This is a genomic window from Streptomyces sp. NPDC001816 (genome assembly GCF_042892235.1).
In the GTDB taxonomy this organism is placed as follows: domain Bacteria; phylum Actinomycetota; class Actinomycetes; order Streptomycetales; family Streptomycetaceae; genus Streptomyces.
Genome location: NZ_JBIATY010000002.1, coordinates 399,138 through 423,259, shown reverse-complemented (window position 1 = coordinate 423,259; position 24,122 = coordinate 399,138). Strand labels below are relative to the sequence as shown.

Annotated in this window: 20 protein-coding genes and 5 pseudogenes; 14 read left to right on the top strand and 11 right to left on the bottom strand. The window is 72.9% G+C overall.

Annotated elements, in window-relative coordinates; translation table 11 throughout:
- Nucleotides 1–147: 147 nt before the first annotated feature.
- Nucleotides 148–1,269: an ROK family protein gene (locus ACFYZZ_RS07645; protein WP_389172675.1), complete on the bottom strand. Its 1,122-nt coding sequence runs from the start codon at nt 1,267–1,269 to the stop codon at nt 148–150.
- 262 nt (nt 1,270–1,531) lie between these two features.
- Here ACFYZZ_RS07645 and ACFYZZ_RS07640 point away from each other — a divergent pair, with 262 nt between their 5' ends.
- From ACFYZZ_RS07640 to ACFYZZ_RS07620, 5 genes are all read left to right on the top strand, one after another.
- Nucleotides 1,532–2,434 (top strand): N-acetylglucosamine kinase, encoded by a 903-nt coding sequence (locus tag ACFYZZ_RS07640; RefSeq protein WP_389172673.1) that lies wholly within the window; start codon nt 1,532–1,534, stop codon nt 2,432–2,434.
- A gap of 219 nt (nt 2,435–2,653) precedes the next feature.
- On the top strand, nt 2,654–4,579 hold the full coding sequence (locus ACFYZZ_RS07635) for a phosphatase PAP2 family protein (RefSeq protein WP_389172672.1): 1,926 nt from the start codon (nt 2,654–2,656) through the stop codon (nt 4,577–4,579).
- Nucleotides 4,580–4,670: 91 nt separating this feature from the next.
- Entirely contained in the window at nt 4,671–6,377 is a 1,707-nt protein-coding gene (locus tag ACFYZZ_RS07630) for an ArnT family glycosyltransferase (protein ID WP_389173662.1), read from the top strand.
- 52 nt (nt 6,378–6,429) lie between these two features.
- Nucleotides 6,430–7,377 carry a MurR/RpiR family transcriptional regulator gene (locus tag ACFYZZ_RS07625; protein ID WP_389172670.1) on the top strand — a complete coding sequence of 316 codons (948 nt, stop codon included), beginning with the start codon at nt 6,430–6,432 and terminating at the stop codon, nt 7,375–7,377.
- Between the two features lie 459 nt (nt 7,378–7,836).
- A complete protein-coding gene (locus ACFYZZ_RS07620) occupies nt 7,837–8,214 on the top strand; it encodes a hypothetical protein (RefSeq protein ID WP_386577489.1) in 378 nt (125 codons plus the stop codon).
- Between the two features lie 287 nt (nt 8,215–8,501).
- Here ACFYZZ_RS07620 and ACFYZZ_RS07615 read toward each other — a convergent pair whose 3' ends face one another.
- Nucleotides 8,502–9,206, bottom strand: coding sequence for a peptidoglycan-binding protein (locus ACFYZZ_RS07615; RefSeq protein WP_389172668.1), 705 nt, complete (start codon nt 9,204–9,206; stop codon nt 8,502–8,504).
- A gap of 284 nt (nt 9,207–9,490) precedes the next feature.
- Nucleotides 9,491–10,333, bottom strand: a complete 843-nt coding sequence (locus tag ACFYZZ_RS07610) for a hypothetical protein (RefSeq protein WP_389172667.1) — start codon at nt 10,331–10,333, stop codon at nt 9,491–9,493.
- A gap of 212 nt (nt 10,334–10,545) precedes the next feature.
- Between ACFYZZ_RS07610 and ACFYZZ_RS07605 the strand changes: the two are divergent.
- Nucleotides 10,546–10,713: pseudogene (locus tag ACFYZZ_RS07605) on the top strand (MarR family transcriptional regulator); the annotation flags it as partial.
- A gap of 16 nt (nt 10,714–10,729) precedes the next feature.
- On the opposite strand, the pseudogene ACFYZZ_RS07600 reads toward ACFYZZ_RS07605, so the two are convergent.
- A pseudogene (locus ACFYZZ_RS07600) lies at nt 10,730–11,002 on the bottom strand (gamma-glutamyl-gamma-aminobutyrate hydrolase family protein); the annotation flags it as partial.
- 1 nt (nt 11,003) lies between these two features.
- Between ACFYZZ_RS07600 and ACFYZZ_RS07595 the strand changes: the two are divergent.
- Nucleotides 11,004–11,153, top strand: a pseudogene (locus ACFYZZ_RS07595) (cytochrome P450); the annotation flags it as partial.
- A 12-nt stretch (nt 11,154–11,165) separates the two neighbouring features.
- On the opposite strand, the gene ACFYZZ_RS07590 reads toward ACFYZZ_RS07595, so the two are convergent.
- A complete protein-coding gene (locus ACFYZZ_RS07590; protein WP_389172665.1) occupies nt 11,166–12,629 on the bottom strand; it encodes an HAD-IA family hydrolase in 1,464 nt (487 codons plus the stop codon).
- Nucleotides 12,630–12,680: 51 nt separating this feature from the next.
- A pseudogene (locus tag ACFYZZ_RS07585) lies at nt 12,681–12,803 on the bottom strand (hydroxyacid dehydrogenase); the annotation flags it as partial.
- A 590-nt stretch (nt 12,804–13,393) separates the two neighbouring features.
- Between ACFYZZ_RS07585 and ACFYZZ_RS07580 the strand changes: the two are divergent.
- The 4 genes from ACFYZZ_RS07580 to ACFYZZ_RS07565 all read left to right on the top strand — a co-directional run bounded on the left by ACFYZZ_RS07580 (nt 13,394) and on the right by ACFYZZ_RS07565 (nt 18,227).
- Nucleotides 13,394–14,185 carry a TetR family transcriptional regulator gene (locus ACFYZZ_RS07580; protein ID WP_389172663.1) on the top strand — a complete coding sequence of 264 codons (792 nt, stop codon included), beginning with the start codon at nt 13,394–13,396 and terminating at the stop codon, nt 14,183–14,185.
- 183 nt (nt 14,186–14,368) lie between these two features.
- The gene (locus tag ACFYZZ_RS07575) at nt 14,369–14,788 is read left to right on the top strand and encodes a Zn-ribbon domain-containing OB-fold protein (protein ID WP_386581777.1); all 420 of its coding nucleotides are present in this window, start codon (nt 14,369–14,371) and stop codon (nt 14,786–14,788) included.
- Nucleotides 14,789–14,832: 44 nt separating this feature from the next.
- A complete protein-coding gene (locus tag ACFYZZ_RS07570; protein ID WP_389172661.1) occupies nt 14,833–15,249 on the top strand; it encodes a DUF4440 domain-containing protein in 417 nt (138 codons plus the stop codon).
- 212 nt (nt 15,250–15,461) lie between these two features.
- Entirely contained in the window at nt 15,462–18,227 is a 2,766-nt protein-coding gene (locus ACFYZZ_RS07565; RefSeq protein ID WP_389172659.1) for a hypothetical protein, read from the top strand.
- 61 nt (nt 18,228–18,288) lie between these two features.
- Here ACFYZZ_RS07565 and ACFYZZ_RS07560 read toward each other — a convergent pair whose 3' ends face one another.
- Complete coding sequence (locus tag ACFYZZ_RS07560) at nt 18,289–18,675, bottom strand: PPOX class F420-dependent oxidoreductase (RefSeq protein WP_389172658.1); 387 nt, start codon at nt 18,673–18,675, stop codon at nt 18,289–18,291.
- Nucleotides 18,676–18,707: 32 nt separating this feature from the next.
- Nucleotides 18,708–19,886, bottom strand: coding sequence for a MalY/PatB family protein (locus ACFYZZ_RS07555; RefSeq protein ID WP_389172656.1), 1,179 nt, complete (start codon nt 19,884–19,886; stop codon nt 18,708–18,710).
- Between the two features lie 233 nt (nt 19,887–20,119).
- On the opposite strand from ACFYZZ_RS07555, the gene ACFYZZ_RS07550 reads away from it, so the two are divergent.
- Both ACFYZZ_RS07550 and ACFYZZ_RS07545 read left to right on the top strand, forming a co-directional pair.
- Complete coding sequence (locus ACFYZZ_RS07550) at nt 20,120–20,950, top strand: SAM-dependent methyltransferase (RefSeq protein ID WP_389172654.1); 831 nt, start codon at nt 20,120–20,122, stop codon at nt 20,948–20,950.
- Nucleotides 20,951–21,110: 160 nt separating this feature from the next.
- Nucleotides 21,111–22,496: a S1 family peptidase gene (locus ACFYZZ_RS07545; protein WP_389172652.1), complete on the top strand. Its 1,386-nt coding sequence runs from the start codon at nt 21,111–21,113 to the stop codon at nt 22,494–22,496.
- 10 nt (nt 22,497–22,506) lie between these two features.
- On the opposite strand, the gene ACFYZZ_RS07540 is transcribed toward ACFYZZ_RS07545, so the two are convergent.
- Together ACFYZZ_RS07540 and ACFYZZ_RS07535 are read right to left on the bottom strand one after the other, a co-directional pair.
- Complete coding sequence (locus ACFYZZ_RS07540) at nt 22,507–22,692, bottom strand: hypothetical protein (protein WP_101375428.1); 186 nt, start codon at nt 22,690–22,692, stop codon at nt 22,507–22,509.
- Nucleotides 22,693–22,791: 99 nt separating this feature from the next.
- Nucleotides 22,792–22,998, bottom strand: a complete 207-nt coding sequence (locus ACFYZZ_RS07535) for a hypothetical protein (protein WP_389172650.1) — start codon at nt 22,996–22,998, stop codon at nt 22,792–22,794.
- Nucleotides 22,999–23,042: 44 nt separating this feature from the next.
- On the opposite strand from ACFYZZ_RS07535, the pseudogene ACFYZZ_RS07530 reads away from it, so the two are divergent.
- Nucleotides 23,043–23,357, top strand: a pseudogene (locus ACFYZZ_RS07530) (gfo/Idh/MocA family oxidoreductase); the annotation flags it as partial.
- A gap of 36 nt (nt 23,358–23,393) precedes the next feature.
- On the opposite strand, the gene ACFYZZ_RS07525 reads toward ACFYZZ_RS07530, so the two are convergent.
- Entirely contained in the window at nt 23,394–24,089 is a 696-nt protein-coding gene (locus ACFYZZ_RS07525; RefSeq protein WP_389172649.1) for a L,D-transpeptidase family protein, read from the bottom strand.
- Nucleotides 24,090–24,122 lie beyond the last annotated feature (33 nt).

The following is a 24,122-nucleotide window of genomic DNA, read 5'->3' as shown; positions in this document are numbered from 1 at the left end:
CCCCGGCCCTGACGGCCGTTGCCCAGCGAGCACGCCCTCGCGTGGCTGCCGTACGTCGCGTACGGTCGGGACGCCCACCCCTGAGCCGGGGTCCCGCCCGGCTTAGAAAGCGCTTGTCCGGACATTGGCAGACCGAGTCGGAGGCCGTCAATCCTTCGCCCGCACGGCCTCGGTCACGGTTTGGACTCCTCGTGCGACCGCGAGCCCGGCCGCGCCGGTGACGGTGCCGAGGTCCCCGACCGTGCTGCTGACCACCTCGGTGGGCCAGCTCAGCCGCTCCAGTTCGGCCCGGACACCGGGCAGGAGCTGCGGGTCCGCGCCGGTGCTGCCGCCGAGCACGATCAGCCCGGGGTCCAGCACGGCGGCCACGGCGGCGGCGAGCCGGCCCACGTCGGCGGCATGGCGGGCGACGACGGCGCGGGCCGTCGCCCGGCCCTCGGCGGCGAGGGCGAAGAGCTGCTCGGTGGTGCGGGGGCAGGGGCCGTCGGCGGACTGCCAGGCCCTGGCGGCCCGGTGCAGCAGGGAGTGCGCACCGACGTACTCCTCCAGGGCCTCGCGGCGCGGTTCGCGGTCGTCGTCCCAGGGGTAGGGCAGCCGGGCCAGCTCGCCCGCGGCGCCGTTGGCTCCGCGCAGCACCCGGCCGCCGACGACGATGCCGAGGCCGACGCCCACGCCGATCCGCAGATAGCCGAAGGTGTGGCGGCCGCGGGCGGCGCCCTCGTGCAGCTCGGCGAGCGCGGCGCAGTTCACGTTGTTCTCGAGGTGGACGGGGACACCGGGCGGCAGTGCGACGGCCATCGCGTCGTAGGCGGGCCCGGCCTTGGCGGTCGCGGGCCGCATGCCGGTGCCCTCGCGGTCCTGTGCCGTGACGTCGCCGACGGCGACGACGATGGTGCGCAGCGGGGCGTCGGCGGGCAGCGCGACGAGGGTCTCGCGCACGGCGTCGGCGGCATCGGCCCGGGAGGTGGTGGCCTCGGCGAGCAGGCTGCCGTCGAGGGCGCAGCCGCGTACCCGGGTGTGGGCGGGGCCGAGGTCCACGGCGAGCACGGTCCCGGCGGCCGGGCCCAGACGGTAGACGGCGGCGGTGCGGCCGATGCCGCCGGAGGCCGTACCGGAGTGGGCGGCGAGCCCCGCTGCCTCCAGCTCGGCCACGGCTGCGGAGACCGTCGGTTTCGACAGGCCCGCGTCGGCCGCCAGCCGGGGGCGGGTGGCGGAGCCGGCCGTGGCCAGGACGGCGAACACCGCGCGGGCGCTCTCGCTCAGGATCATGCTCTCCCCCAGATTCGAGCCGCAGTCTGCTGGTGAGGAGCGCTGGGATGGCGTGCCTCTTGACGCACTCTACTTCGTTAGTTAATTTCCTAACGAACTCACGGTACTCGCCTGCCGTGGCCGCCGCCGAAGCCCGTCCCGGGGCTTCCCGACACCTTCTCTGCAGCCGTTCATCGAGGCGCGGTTCGCCCGCCGTCGCAGCACAGCACCAGGGAGCACGGCTCCTGCAGCGCAGCTCCCTGCGGACGACGAAAGAGGATCCGTGCAGGACGTTCCGTATCCCCTCGTGGTCGGGATCGACGTGGGCGGCACCAAGACCCGTCTCCGGGCTCTGGCCGGGAGCGAGCTGGTCGCCGACCGTGTCCGTTCCAGCAGCGGCTGGCGGCCGCATGCCCCGGCCGCCGCCGCGGCCTGGCTGGCCGCGCTGCTCGACGACGCCCTGCCGGCCGGTCTCCGTCCGGCCGCGCTCGCCGTCGGCGGGCACGCCTGCGAGACCCCGCGCCAGTGCGCCGCGATCCGGGCCGCCCTGGGCGACGTCCTGGACGCACCCGCGCTGATCGTCGGCGACGCCGAACTCCTCGTCCCGGCCGCCGGGCTGGACAAGGGGGTCGGTCTGGTCGCGGGCACCGGCTCGGTCGCGCTCGGCCACGCGGCCGACGGCACGCCGGTGCAGGTCGGCGGCTGGGGCGCGGTCCTCGGCGACGAGGGCGGCGCGGCCGGGCTGGTCCGGGAGGCCGCGCGGGCCTGCTGGGCCGCCCACGACCGCGGCGAGGCACCCGACGCGCTGGCCGCCGCGCTGCTCGCCGCGTTCGCCGTGCCCGAAGTGCCCGCGCTCGGCGCGGCGTTGGAGAGCGCAACGGACGTCTCCGCCGAGTGGGGCCGGCACGCCCCGGTCCTCTTCTCGGCCGCCGAGGCGGGTTCCCGGCGCGCCCACGAGGTGATAGCCGCCGGGGGCCGCTCCCTCGCCGCGCTCGTCGTCCGGCTCGCCGACCGCGGCCTCGCCGTGGACGACGTGGTGGTCGCGGGCAGCACCGTCCTCGCCCAGCCGCTCCTGTACGACGCCTTCACCGCCGCGCTCGCCGACGCCCTGCCCGGAGCACGGCCGCATCCGCTGCGGGTGCCGCCCGTCAACGGGGCGGTGGCGCTGGCGCGTTCGATCCTGTGAGCGGCGCGCCCCGCGTTCACCTGCCGCACATGCCCTCGTCGCCGGGGACTCCCCGACGGGACACGACCCCGCCCTAGATATTCACTCGTTCAACTTCTTTCCCACGGGATCGCACAATCCGGCACATCGCGGCCGGGCGTCCCGGCCGCGCGCGCCGGACGGTCCCGTGGGCCACTCCCCGGCCGCCGTCCGGCCGAAGAACTCAAGAGAGGCACACGCATGCCGTCACCCGCCGGGCTCCACTCCTCCTCGCCGGCCCGTGGAAGCGCCCTGGGCCGACGCGGCTTCCTCAAGACCTCGCTGGGCGCGTCGGCGGGTGTGCTCGCCGCCCCGACCTTCGCCGCGTGGCTGTCCGCCGCCGACGCCAAGGCCGCGACGGCCCCCGCCGCGTTCGTGGACGACTACCGGACCAACGTCCTCGCCAACCTCACCTCCGAGACCAACGCGGTGGTCCGGATCCTCGGCGGTTTCGCCCAGGTGTGGAAGACCGGCTCGGCCTGGAACTCCGGCACCCCGCTGCGCCCCGAGGTGCTGCACGCCAACATGCTCTACTGCGCCCGGATCACCTCCGAGCGCACCGACGCGCAGGCGAAGGAGGCGTTCGTCTACGACCGCCAGCACCAGAGCTACGCGATGATCGCCGGCCTCGGCCCGCTGGCCGACCTGTACAAGGCGGGCGCCAAGGCGGTCACGTCCATCACCAGCGCGCCCGACGGCACCCCGGCGACCACCGTCAGCGACGCCGTACCCGCGAACGCCCCGGCCGGCTCGGCGCTCGGCGCGGGCGCCCACGACTCCGCGCTCGGCAAGGTCGCCGAACTGGTCGACACCGTGCGCGGCCCGTACGCCTCCGGCAACCCGGCCAAGTACGCCTACCAGTACCCGCGTCCGTGGCGCATGAACGAGGACAGCGAGGTCGTCGACACCGGCGCGAAGGACGCGCTCTGCTACCCGGTGTACGAGTCCGACGTGGTGGTCGCCCCGCAGTTGCTGCGCCAGCGCGGCACGTCCCCGACCGACGACGGCGGCTTCCCGAGCGGCCACACCAACGCCTTCCACCTGGCCGCGCTCGCCTACGCGTACGCGGTGCCCGAGCGTTTCCAGGAGCTGGTGACGCGCGCGTTCGAGCTGAGCCACACCCGGATCGTGGCGGGCATGCACAACACCGTCGACGTCATCGGCGGCCGCGTCATGGCCACCGCGCTGGCCGCGGCCACCCTCGCCGACCCGGCCAACGCCGGGCTGAAGGCCGCCGCCCGCGCCCAGGCCCTCGCCTACTTCACCGCGCAGACCGGCACCACCGCCGACACCCTGTACGCCTACGCGCACCCGGACACCGACCCGTACGGCGACCGGGACGCCAACGCCCGCTCGGTCCGGCCCCGGCTGACGTACGTGCTGACCCGGCAGGGCCACAGCGCGCCGCTGACCGTGCCGAAGGGCGCCGAGGTGCTGCTGGAGACCCGGCTGCCGTACCTGGACGCGGACCAGCGCCGCGAGGTGCTGCGCACCACCGGGCTGCCCGCCGGGTACGTGCTGCTCGACGGCGTCGAGCAGTGGGGGCGGCTGAACCTGTTCGCCGCCGCCGACGGCTACGGCGCCTTCGACTCCGACATCACCGTCACCCTGGACGCCGCCGCCGGCGGCTTCTCGGCGGCCGACAGCTGGCGCAACGACATCGACGGGTGCGCCGGCCTGACCAAGCGGGGCACCGGCACGCTGACGCTGAGCGGCCGCAACCGGTACACGGGCGGGACGGTGCTGGAGTCCGGTGCGCTGACGGCCGGTTCCGAGGACGCCCTCGGCCACGGGGACGTGCGGGTCTCGGGCGGCACCCTGCGGATCGACGAGCGGCTGCGGGTCCGCGGCGGGTACGCCCAGGACTCCGGAACGCTGGAGGTCACCCTGCGCGCGGGCCGCAAGGCGCCGCTGACCGTGAAGCACCTCGCGGTACTGGGCCGTTCGGCCGTGCTGTCGCTGCGGCTGGACAACGCGCGGCCGCCGGCGGCGGGCAGCACGCTGCCGGTCCTCGACGTGCCCCGGCTGCGCGGGCAGTTCGACCGCGTGGAGGTGAACTCCGACGCTCTGCGGGCCGTACCCGTGTACACGGCAGAAGGTCTGTCGGTACGACTCGTGAAGCGGTGACACCCCGGTGGCGGGAGCGGTGCGACAGTGGAGCCATGATCCGGCCCGCTCCCGCTCCCGCCACCGCACGGCCGGTGCCACCGTGGGGCGGATGATGGCGCGCGCACAGCACACGGCCCAGGTCCTCGTGGCCGAGGCCCCCGCGGACGACAGCCCCCGGCGGAGTACGGCCCGGGACCGTCTGCACGCCGGGCTGCGCCGCCGGCGGCGGTGGCTGGTGCCGCTCCTGGTGGCGCTGTTGCTGGCCCAGACGGCCGCCGCGATGGTCACCACGGCCGTCCGGCAGACGCCCACCATCGACGAACCCGTGTACGTGGCCACGGCCACCGACTATGTGCATGAGCACCGGGTGCGCTACAACCCCGAACACCCGCCGCTCGGCAAGCTGCTGATCGCGGCCGGGGTGGCGGTGGCCGACCCGCACTACGACCCGTCGTACACCGGCACCCAGGGCGAGGTGGGCCGGCATCTGCTGTACGAGTCGGGCAACGATCCGTGGCGGCTGATGCTGTGGGCACGGCTGCCGGTGATCGCGCTGACCCTGCTGTTCGGTCTGGTGGTGTTCGCGTTCGCACAGGAGCTGACGGGCGCGGCGGGCGGGCTGGCGGCGCTCGCCCTGTACGCCTTCTCGCCGGACGTGATCGCGCACGGCTCGCTGGCCACGCTGGACCTTCCGGCGGCCGGGTTCGCGCTGACGTCCGCCTGGCTGGTGTGGCGGGCCCGGGAACGGCTCCGGTTGTACCTGCCGCTCTCCGGGGCGGCCCTCGGGGCGGCGGTGGCTACGAAGATGAGCGCGCTGCCCGCGATCCCCGTGGTGATGCTGCTCGCGGTGGTGTCGGTGTGGGCCGCCCGGCGTGGTGCCGAGCGGCGCCGGAAGGTGCTCCTGGGGCTCGCGGGGGCGGCGGTCGTGGTGCTGGTGGCGGTCGCCGTCGTGTGGGCCACGTATCTGGCGGTCGATCCCCGGCTTCGGTTCACGCCCGCCGAGGCGGTGCCGGCCGTGCACGGGCTGCGCGGGCGCGTGACGGACCTGTTGCCGCTGCCGGAGGCGTACCGGGCCGGGATGCGGGTGCAGTTCGGCCTGGAGGACTACCCCTGGCAGGGCTACCTGTTCGGGCACCTGTACACGGGCTCGCTCTGGTACTACCTGCCCGCCGCCCTGCTGGTGAAGACACCGCTCGGGCTGCTCGCGCTGGGCGCGGCCGGTGCCGTGGCCCTACTGACGGTGCGCCGCCTGCGGCCCGCCGCGCCGTATCTGCTGCTGCCGCCCGCGGTGCTGCTGGCGGCGGCGATGACGGGCTCGCGGGACTTCGGGACCCGGTACGCGCTGTTCGTGCCGGTGTTCCTCGCGGTGGCGGGCGCGTGCGTGCGCGCGCTGCGATGGCGCTGGTCGGGTGTGCTGACGGGGCTGCTGGTGCTGGGGGTGGCGGTGAGTTCGCTGCGCACGTTCCCGTACTACCTGCCGTACGCGAACGAGGCGTTCGGCGGGCCGGCCAACACCCACCGGCTGCTGCACGACTCCAATGTGGACTGGGGCCAGGACCTCGGCCGGCTCGCCGACCGGCTTCGGCAGCGGTACCCGGGCGAGCGGGTGTGGCTGGTCTACAAGGGCAGCGGCGTGCCGTCGTACTACGGCATCCGTGCCACCGATCCGCGCACGGTGCCGTCCGGCCGGGTACACGGACTGCTCGTCGTGTCGGACTCCGCGGCGGCCAAGGCGCGTGGTCGACTGGCCGAATTGATCGAGTCAAGCCGTCCCATCGATCAAGTGGGTCATTCGATCACCTTGTACCGGCGGTGAGCCTGCCTGCCCGTTACAGCCCCTGGTCATGACGGTCGGTGAGCTATGTTGAGTGGTCGTGGGAGACAAAGAAGAAGGGTCGGCGCCCTCGCCGCAGCAGGCACGCGCCCAGGCATCAGCGATCACCTCGGGCAAGACCGCGCCGGAGGCCGGGGCCGCACCGACCTCCCAGCTCAGGGAACTCTTCGACGGCCCCCGGCTGTCCCCGGGCCAGCGCCGCGTCGCCCAGTACCTGATCGAGCACATCACCGAGGCGGCGTTCCTGTCGATCACCGAACTGGCGGACCGGGTGGGCGTCAGCCAGCCCTCCGTGACCCGCTTCGCGGCCGCCGTCGGCTTCAGCGGCTACCCGGCGCTGCGGGAGAAGCTCCAGTCGATCGCGCTGAGCACGCTGGCGGGCGGGCCCGGCGAGGTGGACCGCGCCAACGAGTTGCAGGCGGCCGTCGACGCCGAGATCCAGAACCTGGAGAACATGCGGCGCGACTTCGCCGACCCGGACCGGGTGATCCAGGTCGGCCGCGCGCTGTCCCGCTCCACCCCGCTGACCGTGCTGGGGCTGCGCATCTCCGTGTCGCTGGCCGAGTACTTCGGCTATGCCGCCCGCCGCATCCACCCCGACGTACGGCTGGTGACGCGCGGCGGCAGCGTGGCCTACGACGCACTGCTGCAGTCGCGCGAGGCCGGCGGCACCTGGGTGCTGGCGTTCGCCATGCCCCGGCACGCGCAGGAGACGCTCACCGCGCTGCGGGTCGCGCGCGAGGCGGGCCTGAAGGTTGCCCTGATCACCGACCTGGCGCTCGGTCCGCTGGCCGACGAGGCCGACGTCACCTTCGCCACCGGGACCGGCTCCCGCCTGGTCTTCGACTCCTACGCGGCGCCCGGAGTGATGGCCGCGGCCCTGCTGCAGGCCATGACCGACGCCGATCCGGAGCGCACGCAGGCCCGCCTGGAGAAGTACGAACAGGTCGCCGACCAGCAGCAGTTCTTCCTGAAGGACTGAACCTTCCGCCCGCGGGAGACCCTTCCCGCAGTTCTTCCTGTCGCCCGCACCCCGCACGGGGATCTTTCGCCGTCAGGGGATCATTCAACGCATATCCCGCATGAATGTTTTCATACGTCTTGCAAACCCGTCGGTATATATAAATACTGCTCACGGATCTCGCCCGGTCGACTCCGGGCTCGTTCCATACCCGCGGGACTCACCGCTCGCACAACCGCCCCGAGAAAGCCGACGGACCGCCCATGCGCACGCAAGCACTCCAGCCGCGCAGGTCCTCCGCGCCCGGGGCCCCCGCACGGACACCCTCTGCCGCCGTCCCCTACCCACGTCGGCGATCAGGGTGTTCGGTGGTGCACCGCCCAGGCGATGCGCCCGTGGCGGCCCCGGTCATCCCCTAGGCCGGGGCCGCCCCAAACCGTCGGACCACCCTCACGACGCCGCACACCGGAAGCGATGCTCATGTCAGTGACCACCACCACGCGCCTCAGCCCCGACTGGCCCTGCCAGGTCAAGATGCCCGGCAGCTACGACTGGGAGCGCTCGGCGGCCAAGTGGCTGCGCGAGCTGGTCCCGGCGCGCTACGCCAGCTACCCGGCGCTGATCCGGCACCCCGTCCTGCTCGCCCGGCACGCGCAGATCCAGGTCCAGCAGGAGATCCGGGTGGCCCGGACGGCCCTGCAGACCGCGCGGGCCGAGCTGCCCGTCCTCGGTCTGCCCGAGTCGGTCATCGAGCACACGATCAAGCTGTACGCGGCCGAGGTGCTTCAGCTGCAGCACATCGCGCGCAGTGTTCGCGCGGTCAGCGAGGCGCTGGCAGCCCGCGGCATGCCCCGCTGAAGCACGTCGCCGGCCGTCGTCGGTCCTCACTCTGTCGCCGCTCGTCACCGTGTCGTCAGTCGTCGTTGCGGTGTCGCCAGTACCAGAGGACGCCTACGGCCAGGGCCAGCAGGAAGACGGCGGGCAGGAGCAGGCCCGGGATGCGGGAGCCGGTCATCGGCATGGCCTTCGGTCGTGGTGCGAGGTGCGCCCGGCGGCAGGCCGCAGGGTGAGCCCATGGTGGGGCCTGCCGGCCGGTCGTCCACGATGTTTTTCCGAGGCCTTGCCCGGTGTTCGAGCCCGGCAGCTCAGCCACTGCCGTCGAGGCTCATCCGGGATTCCAGTGCGCGGCGCGTGTCGTTGCCGTAGACGCCGGTCTCGTCGCCACTGATGCCGTACCAGAGCTGGAAGCGGGCCACGGCCTCCGTGAGGACGGCGTCGTAGGTGCCGTCGGTCGAGCCGTCCCGGTAGACGTCGGGCACCCGCAGCAGGCGCTGCTGCAGCTCGGCGACCTCGGGGCCGGTGTCGCCCTGCCGGAGGGTGCCCGCGCCGTCGGGGTCGGCGGCCGGGGTGGTGGCGGGCGCGGCCGGAGCGGTGGTCGTCGGTGTGGTCGTGGTGGTGTGGGACGGCTGTGGGCTCGCGTCTGCCTCCTGCCGCGTGGGGAGCAGGAGGGCGCAGCCGAAGCCGACCACCGCGGCCGCTCCGACCGCCACGGCGACGGCGGCACGGCGGAGCCCCGGGGCCGAGCGCCCGGTGCCGTTCGGCCGGGGCTGCGAGGCGGCCGGGAAGTGGGGCAGTTCCTGGGTGTCGTCCTCGGTGGCGGAGGTCCGGGGCGTGCCGGCACCGGGTGGGGGTGCCGTGCCGAAGGACTCGAAGGTCTCGAACGTCTCCCGCTCCGGGAGCATCTCGCGCATCAGCTCCGCAAGGGCGTCGAAGCGGCGCAGTCGCACGACGCGGACGGGTTCGAGAACCGGTCCGGGGTGCGGCTGTTCAGGGTCGGGCGGTGTCGGCACCGTGTTCTCCTTCCGTCCCGTGCGTACGGGATCCGCGGTCCCCGTGCTGAGATACGGCGCACACGCCGCACCCGTTCAGCCCCACCCCTCTCCCCTCATACGCTCGAAACGCTCAACTCGGCAAGAAGCATTGAGCGTTTGAGCGAGTGCCCTGACCTGGCGGCGGCCGGTCGCGGCGGTGGCGTCCGCGCCGGCCACGGTCGCCTCGGCGACGACCGGCTCCGCGCTGACTCTGGCCTTCGGGGATCTGACCGCGACGGCGGGCGCGACGCAGCGGATCACCGTCAGGCTGGGGTGAGGGCTCCCTGGACGAACCGGCTCAGGGACGCTGTCAGCGCGGTGACGAAGGCGTCCCGGGCCTCCTCCGGGAGCGCGTCCAAGGACAGGTAGGGGTTGAGGTCCTCCAGCTCGACCAGCAGCAGCTCGCCGTCCGGCGTGCGGCAGGCGTCGACGCGCTGGATGCCGTGGCCAAGGCCGTTCCAGTCGATGAAGTGGCGGGCGAACTCCAGGTCGGCGGCGGTGGCGGCGTACGGTCGCAGTTCCCAGCGGCGCGCCGGGTCGGGTGCGTGGAGGGCGTACTGGAAGTCGTCGTCGACGAAGTAGAAGGACACCTCGTAGGCGAAGTCGACGCACGGCTGGACGAGGACGGTGCCGTCGGCGAGGCCGGCGAGGCCGTCGGCGGGCAGGATCCGCAGGCCGAGGGAGTCGGCGCCGATCTTGGGCTTGACGACGTAGCGCTCGGCCACCGGCAGCCTGTGCAGGTCCTCGGCGCGGTCGACGGTGGGGATGACCGGGAAACCGGCGGCGCTCAGGTCGAGCAGGTACTGCTTGCCGGCCATGTCCGCCTTGCCGCTGAGCGGGTTGTACACCAGCGCCCCGCTGTCCAGCGCACGCGCGCGGAAGGCGTCGTACTCCTTCTGATAGCCGAGGACGGGCCCGCTGTTGCGGACGACGACCACGTCGTAGGCGTCCATCAGCGCGGCCGCGTCCAGCGGATGGCACAGGGCGAGGTCGAAGCGCTCACGCAGCCGCGAGGTCAGGAAGACGTCCTCGTCGCCGTAGCGGCGCCCGCTGGCCGGGTACGCCAGGTCGGTGACGTAGAGGACGCGGGGACGTGCGGCGGACATGCGGATCTCCTCGGACAGCTGGGGTGCAGAAAGGTTACGTCCAGAGGTGGCCGCTCCCGTCCCCGGCCCGGTTCTCCGTACAATTTGAGGCCGAACGATCTCCCGTGGCCGGGACCCGGCCGTGGGTGTCCCGCTCAGCGACCCGAGAAGCGCCCGTGCCCGGCCAGCGATCCATCGCCGAAGCCGAACGGCTCGCGTCGGCGTGGGGCGCCAACGAGGTGGAGGCGTTCGTCACCGCGGATCTGAGCGACGCCGAGTGCCGCAGCCTCGCTGAGGGGCTGCGGCGGGTCGTCCTTCAGGTCGAGGAGCACGGCGAGGAGCGCCGCCGGGAGCTGCTCGGCGGGGCCGAGCCGGCGCCCCGGCGCAGTGGGCGGCGCCCCGGGAACTGTCCGGTGGTCAGAGCCGGGTCCGGGCGGCGCTCACCAGGGCGTCGAACAGGCCCTGCTGGGCGGGGTCTTCGTGCGCCGTGTCCTCGGGGTGCCACTGCACGGCGGTGAACCAGCCCTACGCATCCGGGAGTTCGAGCCTCTCGACGGTGCCGTCGGCGGCGGTGGCCGTGACGGTCAGGCCCTGGCCCGGGCAGTCCACGCGCTGGTGGTGGCAGCAGGAGGCGTCCGCCTTCTCCGCACCGGTGGCTTCTTCGAGCAGGATGCCGCGCCGGATCCGTACCAACCTGCTCGCCCGCACCGAGATCCGGATCATGTTCGAGGAACTGATCCCGCGTCTCGCGGACATCCGCCTGACCGGAGACGTCCCGCGGGTGCGCTCGAACTTCGTCAACGGCATCAAGAAGCTCCCGGTGGAGGTCACCCTGGCCTGACGGCGGGCGGCTTCACAGCCCCGCCGCCCACAGCTCCTTACGGTCGATCCCCGCAAGGCTCCGGCGCACCGTGCGCCGGGGCGCCTTCCCGATCGGCGTGTACGACGGGACGGCGAGCACCCTGCAGCCGGCCGCCTCGGCCGCTGTGACCCCGGTGGGCGAGTCCTCGACCGCGAGACAGGCGGCGGGGTCCACGCCGAGGGCCCGGGCGGCGGCGAGGTAGGGGTCGGCTGCCGGTTTGGTGCGGGGCGTCTCGCCCTCGGCGAGGCTCGTACGGAACCTGTCGGCGCCCAGCACCTTGAGCGCGGCGTCCACGACGGGCCGCGCGGACGCCGAGACCAGCGCCATGGGAAGGTCCAACTCCGCGATGGTGTCGAGGAGTTCGAGGGCGCCCGGGAGCGGGGTGGCCTCCTGCTGGACCGTCTCCAGGAACCGTGCGTCGAGGTGCTCCGCGAGGTCCCGCGGGTCGGCGCCGGTGAGCCGGTGCAGGTGCTGGGCGGTGTCCGCGGTGGACCGGCCGAGGGCGTCGAAGAGGTCGTCGATGCCGATCCCGGGCACCCGCTCCCGGACCGTGCGCAGCCACAGCGACTCGGTGTCGACGAGCGTGCCGTCCATGTCGAGGAGTACGGCGTGCGGCTCGGCCGCGAAGGGGTGACCGTCCAGGGTCCAGTGCCGGTCGGGGTGCCGGCCCAGGGCGGCGAAGACCTGTGCGGCGACATCGGCGTGCCCCACCCGCGGGGGAGCCTGGCCGATACCGGGGCCGGCCGCCGCCAGCCAGGCCGTGCGCTCCTCGGCGGAGCGGCCGCCGTGGCCGCCCGCGTCGACGTGCCCGTGGTCGGTGACCACCAGGTACGTCCACTCCTCGTCGGCGTACGTGCGGCGGGCACGGACGGCCGCGAGCAGCCGGCCCACGCGGGCGTCGGCGCGGCGGACGGACGCCTCGTAGGCCGCCCCGCAGCCGAGGACGTGCGCGGTCTCGTCGGGCGCGCCGAGATGGACGAACGACGCCTCGACGTCCTCCTCGGCGAGGATCTGCGCGGCGGCCTCGGTGATCCGCTCGTCGCACTCCTCCCAGGCCTCGGGGGTGTCGGCTTCCGGAGCGATGAACACCGTCCGGGAGGCCGCCCGGAACAGGGGCCCGCCGTCGCGCGGCTGCAGCAGGGGCCGCCAGCCTGCGGCGACGAAGGTGCGCCGGCCGTCGTGGTGGTCGAGCCGGGTGGCGAAGTCGGGGAAGACGTCGAGGCGGTGGCCGCCGAGGTCGTCGCTCCACACGCCGTGTTTGGCGGGGCTCACTCCGGTGACGACCGTCGCCCAGCAGGGTCCGGACATGGTGGGCGTGTCGTCCGCGACCTCGACGGGCGTGAGGAATCCCTCGGCGGCGAGGGCGTCGAGGTGCGGGGTGGGCTGGCGGTGCAGTACGTCGAGACGTACGCCGTCGATGCCGACGACGAGGACGCGGCGTGCGGCGACGGGCATGGCGCTCCTTACGGTCGATCAGGCGGACCGGGACAGCTCGTCCGGCCCCACTCAATAAGCGAACGGAAGGCCCTGGGCGTAACGCACCACCTCGTCGGTGGCCCAGGCGGCCATGCGGCCCAGCTCGTTGCCGAGAGAGCCGGCTATGTGCGGGGTCAACAGCACGTTCGGCATCCGGCGATGGCCGAGGGCGGCGAAGTGACCGACGGCCAGGGCGGCGCCGTGGGCGCGGTCGGTGCGGACCCGGTCGAGGCCGGCCGCGGGGTTGCCGGGCAGGGCGGCGCGCCCCACCAGGACGGTGGACACCTCGCACTCCATGACCCAGTCCTCCTGCCCGCCCTCGGGCCCGCCACCGAACCAGCTGGGCGCCACCACCAGCCCCTGGGCACCGCCCGCGACCAGGTCTTCCGCCTTGTACGGAGTCCTCGGTGTCGACATAGCCGGAGACGCCGAGGACCAGCCGTCCGCCCTGGGCGCCGACGGCCTTGCGGGCACCGCGCACGATGTCGGCGAAGAGGCAGCTCGTGGTCGGCACGATCATTCCGACCACGGCGCCTTCGGCGGGCTCCGGACGGGGCTCGCGGGTGGCGGCGGTGTCGCCCGGCCAGACCACCGCCCCGTGCAGCCGCTGTACCCGGCCCTGCGTCGCCGGGGTCTCCACGTCGCGCCGCAACGTGACCGACTCAGAGCACTCAGTTCCCCCAGCACGCCCCTTCTGCTGCACTGAGTGTCACGAAACCGGGCCGGGTGCTACGTTCCCGTTCATGAGTTCCAGCAGCGCGGCGCCGACCGCGAAGCCGCCGATGCGGGACGCCCTGGTCGCGGCGGCCTTCCAGCTCTTCCTGGAACGCGGGTACGAACAGACCACCGTGGACGACATCGTGGCGCTGGCCGGGGTCGGCCGCCGCTCGTTCTTCCGCTACTTCCCCTCCAAGGAGGACGTGGTCTTCCCCGACCACGAGCGCTGCCTGGCTGACATGACAGCATTCCTCGCCGCGAGCGACGACGCGGACGAGCCGGTCCGGCGGGCATGTGACGCGGCCCGGCTGGTGCTGCGGATGTACGCGGAGAACCCCACCTTCTCCGTGCAGCGCTACCGGCTCACCAAGAAGGTGCCCGGACTGCGCGCCTACGAGCTGTCCGTGGTCTGGCGCTACGAGCGCGCGCTCGCCGAGTATCTGCGCGGGCGGTTCGCCGGGCAGCACGACGGGACACTGCACGCCGACGTGATCGCCGCCGGCGTCGTCGCCGCGCACAACAACGCCCTGCGCTCCTGGCTGCGTTCGGACGGCAAGGGCGACGCGGGCACGGCGGTGGACCATGCCCTGGGATACGTCCAGGCCGCCTTCGCCCCCTCGGCACATCCACGCCCCACCCCGGCCGGCGAGCACCCCGACATCACGCACTCGGATGTCACGCACCCCGAAGGCGCGCACCCGGATGCAGCGCACCTCCCCATCGAGCACCCCGACGACGTGGTCGTCCTCGTCACGCGCCGGGACGCACCGCTGTGGCGGGTGGTGCAGGAATTCGAGTCGGCCGTCGGCCGCGCCTGACCCGCACACGCCGGGACCTCGCACTCACAAAGCCTCCGCAGATTTGGGGTACGGAGTGCCTTTACGAGTGACACTGAGTGCCATACTCTGTCGGCGTGCACGGTGGCACGGCAACCGGGCACACACGCGCGCGGTTCACTCCGGGCGCGCGGGATTCCGGCCGAGGGCAGGGAGTTGACCAGCGTGTACCACCACTCAGCGAGCGCCTCGCATCCGGCGACAGGCTCCGCGGGAGCGGGTGTCCTCGACCCCGCTCCCGCGGACTCCAGGGACGCCATCGTCTTCCAGCGCTGCACCTGGTGCGGCACCGCGATGTACCACCGGCTGCTCTGTCCGGTGTGCCAGGGCAGCGAGCTGCGCACGGAGCGCAGCGAGGGCGCCGGGACGGTGCGCCACTCCACCGTGGTGCACCGCAACACTCCCGCGGCGCGCAACGTGTCGCTGATCGAGATGGCCGAGGGGTTCGTCGTACGCGGCCGGGTCATGGGCCCGCCCGTCGGCATCCACAGCGGGGACCGGGTACGGCTGTCCACGGCCAAGGACCCGGTCCGGGGCGAGCCGGTCTTCCAGCTGGTCGACGAGCCATACCGCGCCTGGACCTGAGGCCGCCTCGGCCGCGCTCCCGCGACCTGCGCGAAGATGCCCCCATGAACATGGCATCGGCATCGAAACCGGCCTCCGAATCGGAATCGGAGCAGGTGAGCGCGGCGATCGAGGGTGAGCTGGCGCTCCTGGACCCCCGGGTGCGCTCGTCGCGGGACCTGACCCGGCAGTGGCTCGACCCGGAGTTCGTCGAGGTCGGTGCCTCGGGCAGGCGGTGGACCCTGCAGGACATCCTGGCCGCGCTGCCGGACATGGCGGGCAGCGCGGACGAGGGTCCCCGTTACGAGCCCTCGGAGATGAACGGGGTTCTACTGGCTCCGGGGCTGGTGCATCTGACGTACGAGACCGTGCTCGACGGGCGTCACGCGCGCCGCAGTTCGCTGTGGCGCCGGCGGGACGGGCGGTCGGGCTGGCGGATGTACTACCACCAGGCCACCCCGGTGCCGCCCGCGGCCGAGTAGCTGCGCCGCTCCCAAGTCACGTGCGGCGGGAGGATGTTGCCGTTCGCCCCCACCGCTGACCCCACCGTTGCCGTGCGCCGGACCGGCGGCCGCACGATGTGATCCGACACTTGCCCTTCACAGGCAACCCACAGTGTCTCCTTCCCGTCCTCCCGGGACGAGGGGCGCCCGGGACCGCCGGGACGCCCGAGGACGGGGTCAGAGGAGGAACTGTGGTCCGTGCCCGGCGCATATGGATCACCGCCGCCGCGTTGCTCGCGGTGGCGGGCGCATCCCCAGGGGCGGCAGTCGCACAGGGTCAACCATCATCACAGTCGGCGGCGTTGACCGCGGCGGCCGACGGGAAGCTGCCGCCAGGGTGGGGGATCACCGGCGGCCGGTCGGCGTCGCAGCAGCTGGTGTGGCGCTCGGACCGGCCGGTGCCCATGGGGGACGCGCGCGTCGAATTCCGTTCGGGCGGACGCCTGTTGGGGATTCCGCAGCCGGCCAGGGACGGACGCACCTTCCGGCTGCCGCTCGACGGGCAGCACGCCGGCGAGCTGCACGGGCTGCAAGTCTGGTCCGGCGGACGGCGGCTGGACGGCCCGGGTGCCGTCCCGACCGGATCCGCGGTCCGGCCGCCGGCACCGCTGCCGGCCAACTCCGTGGACCCGGGCAAGCCCGGTTCGTACCGCACCAAGTCCGGTGAGTACCACCTCAAGTCGGTCCGGCTGCCGGGCTTCTCCGCCCCGGTGGAGATGCGCGCCGTGGTCGTCGCCCCCACCGGCGCCCGTGGCCCGCGCCCGCTCGCGCTGTTCCTGCACGGCCGCCACTTCACGTGCTACAAGGGTCACGACATCACCGGCGACTGGCCCTGCCCGGCCGGGACGAAGGCGGTGCCGAGCCACCGCGGTTACCTGCGCGACCAGAAGCTGCTGGCCTCCCAGGGCTATGTGACCGTGTCGATCTCCGCGAACGGCATCAACGGCCAGGACTGGAACGCCGAGGACGGCGGCGCGCAGGCGCGTTCGTCCCTGGTGCGGCTGCACCTGGCCCAGTGGGCCGACTGGGCCGCGCACCCCGAGACCGCCCCGCAGATCGTGCAGGACGCGCCCCGCGCCGACCTGTCCCGTGTCCTGCTGGTCGGGCACTCGCGCGGCGGCGAGGGCGTCGACCGGGCCGCGATGGACAGCCTGTACCCGCCGCCCGCCGCCCAGGACGGCTACCACGGGCCGGTGCGCTGGACGATCCGCGGTCTGGTCCTCATCGGCCCCACCGTCTTCGGCCAGAACCCGGTGCCCGACGTGCCGTCCGTGTCGATCCTGCCGGGCTGCGACGGTGACGTCTCCGACCTCCAGGGCGAGATGTACGTCGACGGCACGCGTGGGGTGAGCCGCGGTGCCGCACTGCACAGCGCGGTGTACGTCATCGGCGCCAACCACAACTTCTTCAACTCCGAGTGGACGCCGGGGCAGGCCACCGCGCCCGCCCAGGACGACTTCTCGGACGATCCGCAGCACCCCGACCCGGTGTGCGCCAAGCGTGCCGCGACCCGGCTGACCGCCGACCAGCAGCACCGGGCCGGTTCGACCTACATCGCGGCCGCCGCGCGGCTGTTCCTCGCCGGTGACGACAAGGTGCGGCCGCTGCTGGACGGTTCCGGCAGGCGGGCGCCGTCCGCGGACCCGGCGCGCGTGCTCAGCCATGCGGTGGGCGGCCGCCGTGACGCCGGATTCCTGCCGGACGGCGGGGTGTCCGTGACGGGCGCCAAGCTGTGCGCGGCGGTGGACTCCGCCCCGGCCAAGGCCTGCCTGGGCCATGGTGACGAGGGGATCTCGCCGCACTTCGCCCGGTGGGAGACCGACCGCGAGCCCGGCCGGCACGCGATCGCGCTGCACTGGACCCACGCGGGCACCCCGGCACGGGTCGCGGCGAAGGACCCGGTCTCGATGGCCGGTGACAAGGCGCTCGCGCTGCGGCTGTTCGTGCCGCCGAACTCCCGGGGCACGCGCCTGGACGTGTCCGTCACGGACGACTCCGGCCACAAGGCGGTCCTCGGCAAGGTGAAGGTCGACGGGCTGCCGGGCAGCGCGAGCACCGCGTCCTACTGGGCGCGGGAGATCCGGGTGCCGCTGACGGCGGCCGCCCGCGCCCGGCTCGACCTGCACAACGTCAAGTCCCTTGAACTGACCCCGCGTTCGGGCTCAGGCCGGGCCTGGCTGATGGACGCGTGGGGCTGGCGGCCCGGTCTGCCGGCGGTGAAGGCGGCCGGTCTGCCGCGCGTGGACGTCGGTCGCACGACCGTGGACGAGGGCGACTCCGGCACCCGCACCTACCAGGTCCCGGTCGAGGTGTCGGGGCAGGGCAGCGGACAGGTCCGGGTGTACGTCTTCGACCCGGACACCGGCAAGGTCACGAACCGCCTGGTCACCGTGCGTCCCGGCGGTCACGACATCGACGTGCCGGTCGAGGTGAAGGGCAACACGCGCTACGGCCAGGACGTGTCGTACGACATCGGCGTCAAGGCGGTCCGCGGCGCGGTCGTCGGCTCGTACCATGGCGGGATCACCGTGCACGACGACGACCCGGCGCCCAAGATGACCGTCACCCCCGTCGCCGACAAGGTGACCGAGGGGCAGGCCCTGAAGTGGCGGGTCTCGCTGTCCGAGGCCGTCGACGTGGGCATGAGCGCGTTCTTCCTCGCGGTGGCGCCCGACGGGACCGAGCTGTCCACCAAGGACGTGTCCGCGCGCTGGCTGCGGGACACCACCGGTGCCTCGCCGGACCCGGAGCGGCCGCTGTCCAAGCTGTCCGGCGGCCTCTACCTGTGGGTGGACATCCCGGCGGGCAGGACCAGTGCGGACATCACCATTCCCACGGTCAAGGACCGGGTGCGGGAGTCCGCGGAGTCGGTGCGGTTCCAGCAGATCGACGAGCAGACGGGCAAACCGCAGCCCAACGGGCTGGAGTTGAAGGGCACGGTGCTCGACGCGTCGTAGCCGCCTGAAGCCTGAAGCCCTCGTCGTAGCCGCCTGAAGCCCTGGGGAAGCAGCAGCCTCCTCAGGGCTTCAGCGTCACCCGGATCCCGACCGTGCCCTCCAGCCCGCGCCGCAGCCGGCTGCCCAGCAGGGTGAGCCGTCCGACGATGCCGTACTTGCGGGCGATGAGGGCGCGGTAGCGGGCGGTGGTGGCCGCGTCGGCGATCTCGGCGGTGGCCGGGACCTGGTCGCCGGTGGGATTGCCGCGCAGGTCGCAGGGGCCGACGAGGACGTCGGCGCGCCGGCGGATGCGCTTGACCTTCCAGCTGTCAGCGGCCGTCCACGCGCCCAGGGCGTCCCCGTCCCGGATCACCCACACCGGGGTCGCGACGGGGGTGCCGTCCTTGCGGTAGCTGGTGACCAGCAGGTACTTGCCGGAACCGAGCCGGTCCAGCCGCGTGTCGTCCATTCCGGCAGTGTAGGAGGCCGCGCGCCCATTGTTCAGGCCAGGGCCGCCGCCATCCGCCGTACCCCCTCCGTGAGGATCTCCGGAGAGGTCGCCAGGTTCAGACGCACGTGCCCGGCGCCGCCGGTGCCGAAGAGCACGCCGGGGCTGAGGGCGACCCGGCCGCGGTCGAGGAACACCTCGGCGGGGTCGTCGCCGAGGCCGAGGGCACGGCAGTCGAGCCAGGCCAGGTAGGTGGCCTCGGCGGGACACGCGCGGACCGCGGGCAGGTGCTCGGCGAGCAGGTCGGTGAGCAGGCGCCGGTTGTTGTCGAGGCCGGCCAGCAGGGCGTCCAGCCATTCGGTGCCTTCGTTCAGGGCGGCGGTGTGGGCGATGACGCCGAGGTGGCTGGGGCCGTGGCTGACCTCCTCGGGCAGCCGGGCGAGATCGGCGGCGGCGCCGGGTCCGGCGACGGCCAGCGCGGCCTTGAGCCCGGCCAGGTTCCAGCCCTTGGACGCCGACATCAGCGACAGGCCGCGCTCGGCGCCGGGCACGCTCAGGTACGGCGCGTAGGTGACACCGGGGGCGACGAGCGGGGCGTGGATCTCGTCCGCGACGACACGGACGCCGTACCGTTCGGCGAGGTCGGCCACGGCGGCCAGTTCGGCGGCGGTGTGCACGGTGCCGGTGGGGTTGTGCGGGCTGCACAGCAGGAACGCGGCGCGGCCGCCGCCCGCGGTCGCCGCCCGGAACGTCGCCGCCAGCAGATCGAGGTCGATCCGCAGATCGGCGCCGAGCCTGGCCTCGACCACGCGGCGGTCCATGTGGCTCACGAACTGGTAGAACGGCGGATACACGGGCGCGTTCACGATCACCGGATCCCCAGGTTCGGTGACCAGTTTGAGCATCTCGACCACACCGAGCATCACGTCCGGAACGATCGCGGTGTGCTCCACGGCGATCCCGTGCCAGTTCCAGCGCTTGGCGGCGAACCCGGCCAGCGCTTCGGCGTAGGCGGAGCCCGCGGGGTAGCCGGTGTCCCCGAGGGTGAGCGCGTCGGTGACGGCGCGGACGACCGGCTCGGCGAGGGGTACGTCCATCTCGGCCACCCACAGGGGCAGCACGTCCTCGGGGTAGGCGCGCCACTTCATGCTCGTACGACGTCGCAGCTGCTCCAGGCCGAGGATGCGCAGCGGGTCGGGTTCGCCGGGTGTGTCGTGCGGGATGCTGGTCATGGGGCTCAAGATAGGCGGCCGTGGCGTGATCGGAAACGGGGCAAGCCGGGCGGGCATGGGCGGCCAAGGGCCGCTTCCACGCGAGCGTGACGCTTCTTCGTCGGAACCCGGTAGCCGGTCCCGGCCCGGTCCGGAGACGGAAAGCCCGGGACGTGCGGCACAGATCAACTCGGGCGTCTAGATTGCGTCTTGAATGGCGCACCTCTCTTCAGGCATCCAGGAGCTGAACCCACGTGACCGACAACCCGGCAGCCACCAACGACGTGGCCGTGTCGCTGCGCGCCCGTATCAACACCAGCCAGCCGCACACGGCCCGGATCTGGAACTACTGGCTCGGCGGCAAGGACAACTACGAGGTCGACCGCGCGGCCGGCGACCAGATCCGCCAGCTCCACCCGGGCATCGGGGAGTACGCGCGCGCCGACCGGCTGTTCCTGGGCCGCGCGGTACGCCACCTGGCCGGCGAGCTGGGCATCCGCCAGTTCCTGGACATCGGCACCGGGCTGCCCACCGCCGACAACACGCACGAGGTCGCCCAGCGCATCGCGCCGGACGCCCGGATCGTGTACGTCGACAACGACCCGCTCGTCCTCGCGCACGCCCGCGCCCTGCTCACCAGCACGCCCGAGGGTCGGACCGACTATCTGGACGAGGATCTGCGCAACGTCGACGCGATCCTCGAACACGCCTCGAAGACACTGGACTTCAGCCAGCCGGTCGCGCTGATGCTGCTCGGCGTGGTCATCTTCATCGGCGACGACGAGGACCCGTACGGTCTGGTGCGGCAGTTGACGGACCGGCTGCCGTCGGGCAGCCATCTGGTGCTGTCGCACACCATCACCAGCCCGTCGATGCCGGACGTGGACGAGGCGGTCAAGTTCTGGAACGAGCACGGCACTCCGAAGCTGACCCAGCGCACGCCCGAGGACGTCACCCGCTTCTTCGACGGTCTCGAACTGCTGGAGCCGGGCGTGGTGTCCTGCTCGCGCTGGCGCCCGGAGGACGGCGACGGCGCCGAGCCGGAGGAGGTCGCCATGTTCGGCGGGGTGGCGCGCAAGGCCTGACGGCGCCGAGCGTGAGCCGGCGGCGGGTTCGGGCCGAGAAGATCACCGCCGCCGGTGAACGCCACCGGGCCGGGCCACGTACTCAAGGTCGGGCGCTCGACGACCGGAGGGCCCCGCGGTGCCGGTAGGGGCATCGCGCGTTCGGGTTCGGGAGCCATGCATGAGGCACGCACGACGACGGGTCGTCCGGCGAGTGACACGCCTGGCGGCGGTCGGCGGACTCCTCCTGGGAGGTGCGATGGTCGCCCAGGCGGCCATGGCGAGCGAGACTCCGCCGGCGTCCGCCAGAACGCTCAGTTCGGCCGGGACGGCCGGTGACAGGGGCGCCGCGCTGGTGGCGAAGCTCGGCACAGCGCGGACGGCGGGCAGCTGGATCGGCGCCGACGGGCGGCCCGTCGTCGCGGTGACCGACGCGCAGGCGGCGCAGACGGTGCGCCGTGCGGGGGCCCAGGCGAAGGTCGTGTCGCACAGCATGAACGAGCTGAAGTCGGCCACGGCCACGCTGCGTTCGGCGCCCCGTGTGGCGGGCACCGCCTGGTCGATGGACTACCGGACCAACCGGATCGTGGTGCAGGCCGACCGTACGGTGTCGGCCGCCGACTGGTCCCGGATGTCCCAGGTCGCCGCGCGGATCGGCGCTTTCGTGCACATGGAGCGCACGAACGGCACGTTCACCACGCGGTTGAACGGGGCGCAGCCGATCCTGTCGACGGGCGGCCGCTGCTCGGCGGGCTTCAACGTGAGCAACGGGCAGAGCGACTTCATCCTCACGGCCGGCCACTGCGGGCCCGCCGGATCGATCTGGTTCGCCGACAACCAGGGCAACCAGCAGCTGGGCAAGACCGTCAGCAGCAACTTCCCCGGCAACGACTTCTCGCTCGTCCAGTACAACTCCGGCAAGGCCGGCGACGGTGCCGACGTGGTCGCGATCGGCGGCGGCAAGGGCGTGCGGATCACCGGTGCGGCCGATCCGACGGTCGGGCAGCGGGTGTTCCGCAGCGGCAGCACCAGCGGGCTGCACGACGGCCAGGTGACCGGGCTGAACTCGACCGTGAACTATCCCGAGGGCACGGTCACCGGACTCGTCGAGACCAACGTGTGCGCCGAACCGGGCGACAGCGGCGGCCCGCTGTTCTCCGAGGGCGTCGCGCTGGGCGTCACCTCGGGCGGCAACGGAGACTGCAAGACGGGCGGGACGACGTTCTTCCAGCCGATCACCAAGGCGCTGGCGGCGCTGAACGTCAAGCTCCTCGTGTCGGCGCAGAGCGCGGGCGGCGCCCAGGGCGCGGCGCCCTCCCCCGCACAGTCCGCCCCGGCCGGCCAGGGCGCGGTCGCGCCGAGCGCGGCCTCGCCCGGTTCCTCGGCGCCGGTCACGGGCACCGCACAGAACGAGACGCTGCTCGCACAGCTCACGGACACCCGGAACGTCGGTCCCGGGCTGCTGATCATCGCGGGGAGTCTGATCGCGCTGGTCGCGACCCGCTACATCCGTGCCGAGCAGGACCGCAAGGCGTACCAGCGGTACTACTCGGCGACGTGGGGCTGACGAGAGAGGTTCAGGCCGCCTGGTGCGGCTGCGGGGCCGCCGCGGCCCACTCCATCACGAGGCGCTGGTACTCCGCGCGCTGCTCGGTGGTCAGTGTCCCGCCCGACCGGCGCCACAGGGCCCTGATCTCCTCGTTGACCTCGTCGGCCGATCGCTCGGAGACGGCTTCAACAGTGGTGGACATGCTGTGAAGCATATGCCGGGGGACGTGAAGGCGCTGTGAGTAAGTACACGTGATACGGACATTTCGGACCGTGTTACTCGTCACGTCAATATGTCAAGTGGCTGCGGGAGTTCACGCCCGGTCCGTGCCGAGCACGAGGACCTGGATCGCCAACACCGCTGCTCCACGCGCCCAGTCGTGGAAGTCGGAGATCTTGGTCTCCAGGCCGACCGGAGCGGCCTGCGGGTGCCGGTGGGCGGCAATGGTCTCGCGCACCGTGCCTCCCGCCACATCCATGAGGCCCACGCCTTCCCCCGCGAGGAGGATCTTCTGCGGCATCGCGAAGTTGGCGATCTGCGCGACCAGGGTGCCCAGGGCCCGGGCGGCCTAGTCGATCACCCGGGAGGCCATGGGCTCGCCCGCACATCGCGCCGGAGCTGCGGGCCGCCTTCACCTCCGGGTCGGCGCCGGTGCACGACCGGGCCCGGCTGCCGCGGGAGTTCGACCAGCTGCACATCGGGCACGAGGGCAGCCACCACTTCCTGGTGGACGACTTCGTCACCGCGGTCGACACCCGCACCCTGCCGTCGGTGAACGCGTGGGTGGCCGCCCGCTACACCCTGCCGGGCATCGTCGCGCACGAGTCCGCGCGGCAGGGCGGGGTCCGGCTGGAGATCCCCGACTTCGGGGTCGCGCCGGACAACTGCGGCCGGTGGCCGGGCGCCTGGGCCGGCTCAGGTGCCCGGCTTGCGGCCGTACACGAAGACGTCGTCGCCCGTCCTCAGCAGCGACCAGTACTTCTTGGCGTCCGTCGTGGTCATGTTGACGCAGCCGTGGGAGCCCGGCGGGTTCCACATGCTGAGGTTGACGGAGTGGAAGGCCTGGCCGCCGTCGAAGAACTGGCTGTAGGGCATCGGCACGTTGTAGATGGTCGAGACGTGGTCGATGTCCCGCCAGTAGATCTTCTTCAGGCCGGTGCGGGTCTCGTACCCGTTACGTCCGGTGCGCACCGGCACGGGCCCGTAGACGAGCTTGTTGCCGTCCTGGATCCAGCTCAGCTGGAGCGAGAGGTTCACGCAGGCGATACGGCCCTTGTTCACCGGGCACTTGCCGTCCTTGTTCGGGTTGTTCCCGACGGCCTTCTGCTTGTTCATCAGGTCCATCACGCCCCAGGTGACGGGCCCGGCGTAGCCGATGGCGGGCGTGATGCCGTGCTTGTTCTGGAAGGCCTGGATGGCCCTGCAGTCGGCGGAGGACTGCCTTCCGTCGACCGGGCGGCCGAGGAACTTCTCCACCTGCTTCTGGTACGGCCCCGCCTGCGTGGTGCAACTCGCGGCCTGGGCCGGTGCCGCGGTGAGGGCGAGCGTGAGCGGCGCCACCAGTGCGGTGACACCCAGCGCGACCACACCTCGTCTGCGTATGTCCCCCATATCGGCCTCTACCCCTTCTCCCCTTTGTTCCCA

Coding starts and splice junctions, on each gene's coding strand:
- ACFYZZ_RS07645 (WP_389172675.1), bottom strand. CDS start 1,269: ATGATCCTGAGCGAGAGCGCCCGCGCGGTGTTCGCCGTCCTGGCCACG.
- ACFYZZ_RS07635 (WP_389172672.1), top strand. CDS start 2,654: ATGCCGTCACCCGCCGGGCTCCACTCCTCCTCGCCGGCCCGTGGAAGC.
- ACFYZZ_RS07630 (WP_389173662.1), top strand. CDS start 4,671: ATGATGGCGCGCGCACAGCACACGGCCCAGGTCCTCGTGGCCGAGGCC.
- ACFYZZ_RS07620 (WP_386577489.1), top strand. CDS start 7,837: ATGTCAGTGACCACCACCACGCGCCTCAGCCCCGACTGGCCCTGCCAG.
- ACFYZZ_RS07610 (WP_389172667.1), bottom strand. CDS start 10,333: ATGTCCGCCGCACGTCCCCGCGTCCTCTACGTCACCGACCTGGCGTAC.
- ACFYZZ_RS07590 (WP_389172665.1), bottom strand. CDS start 12,629: ATGCCCGTCGCCGCACGCCGCGTCCTCGTCGTCGGCATCGACGGCGTA.
- ACFYZZ_RS07580 (WP_389172663.1), top strand. CDS start 13,394: ATGAGTTCCAGCAGCGCGGCGCCGACCGCGAAGCCGCCGATGCGGGAC.
- ACFYZZ_RS07570 (WP_389172661.1), top strand. CDS start 14,833: ATGAACATGGCATCGGCATCGAAACCGGCCTCCGAATCGGAATCGGAG.
- ACFYZZ_RS07560 (WP_389172658.1), bottom strand. CDS start 18,675: ATGGACGACACGCGGCTGGACCGGCTCGGTTCCGGCAAGTACCTGCTG.
- ACFYZZ_RS07555 (WP_389172656.1), bottom strand. CDS start 19,886: ATGACCAGCATCCCGCACGACACACCCGGCGAACCCGACCCGCTGCGC.
- ACFYZZ_RS07545 (WP_389172652.1), top strand. CDS start 21,111: ATGAGGCACGCACGACGACGGGTCGTCCGGCGAGTGACACGCCTGGCG.
- ACFYZZ_RS07540 (WP_101375428.1), bottom strand. CDS start 22,692: ATGCTTCACAGCATGTCCACCACTGTTGAAGCCGTCTCCGAGCGATCG.
- ACFYZZ_RS07535 (WP_389172650.1), bottom strand. CDS start 22,998: ATGCCGCAGAAGATCCTCCTCGCGGGGGAAGGCGTGGGCCTCATGGAT.
- ACFYZZ_RS07525 (WP_389172649.1), bottom strand. CDS start 24,089: ATGGGGGACATACGCAGACGAGGTGTGGTCGCGCTGGGTGTCACCGCA.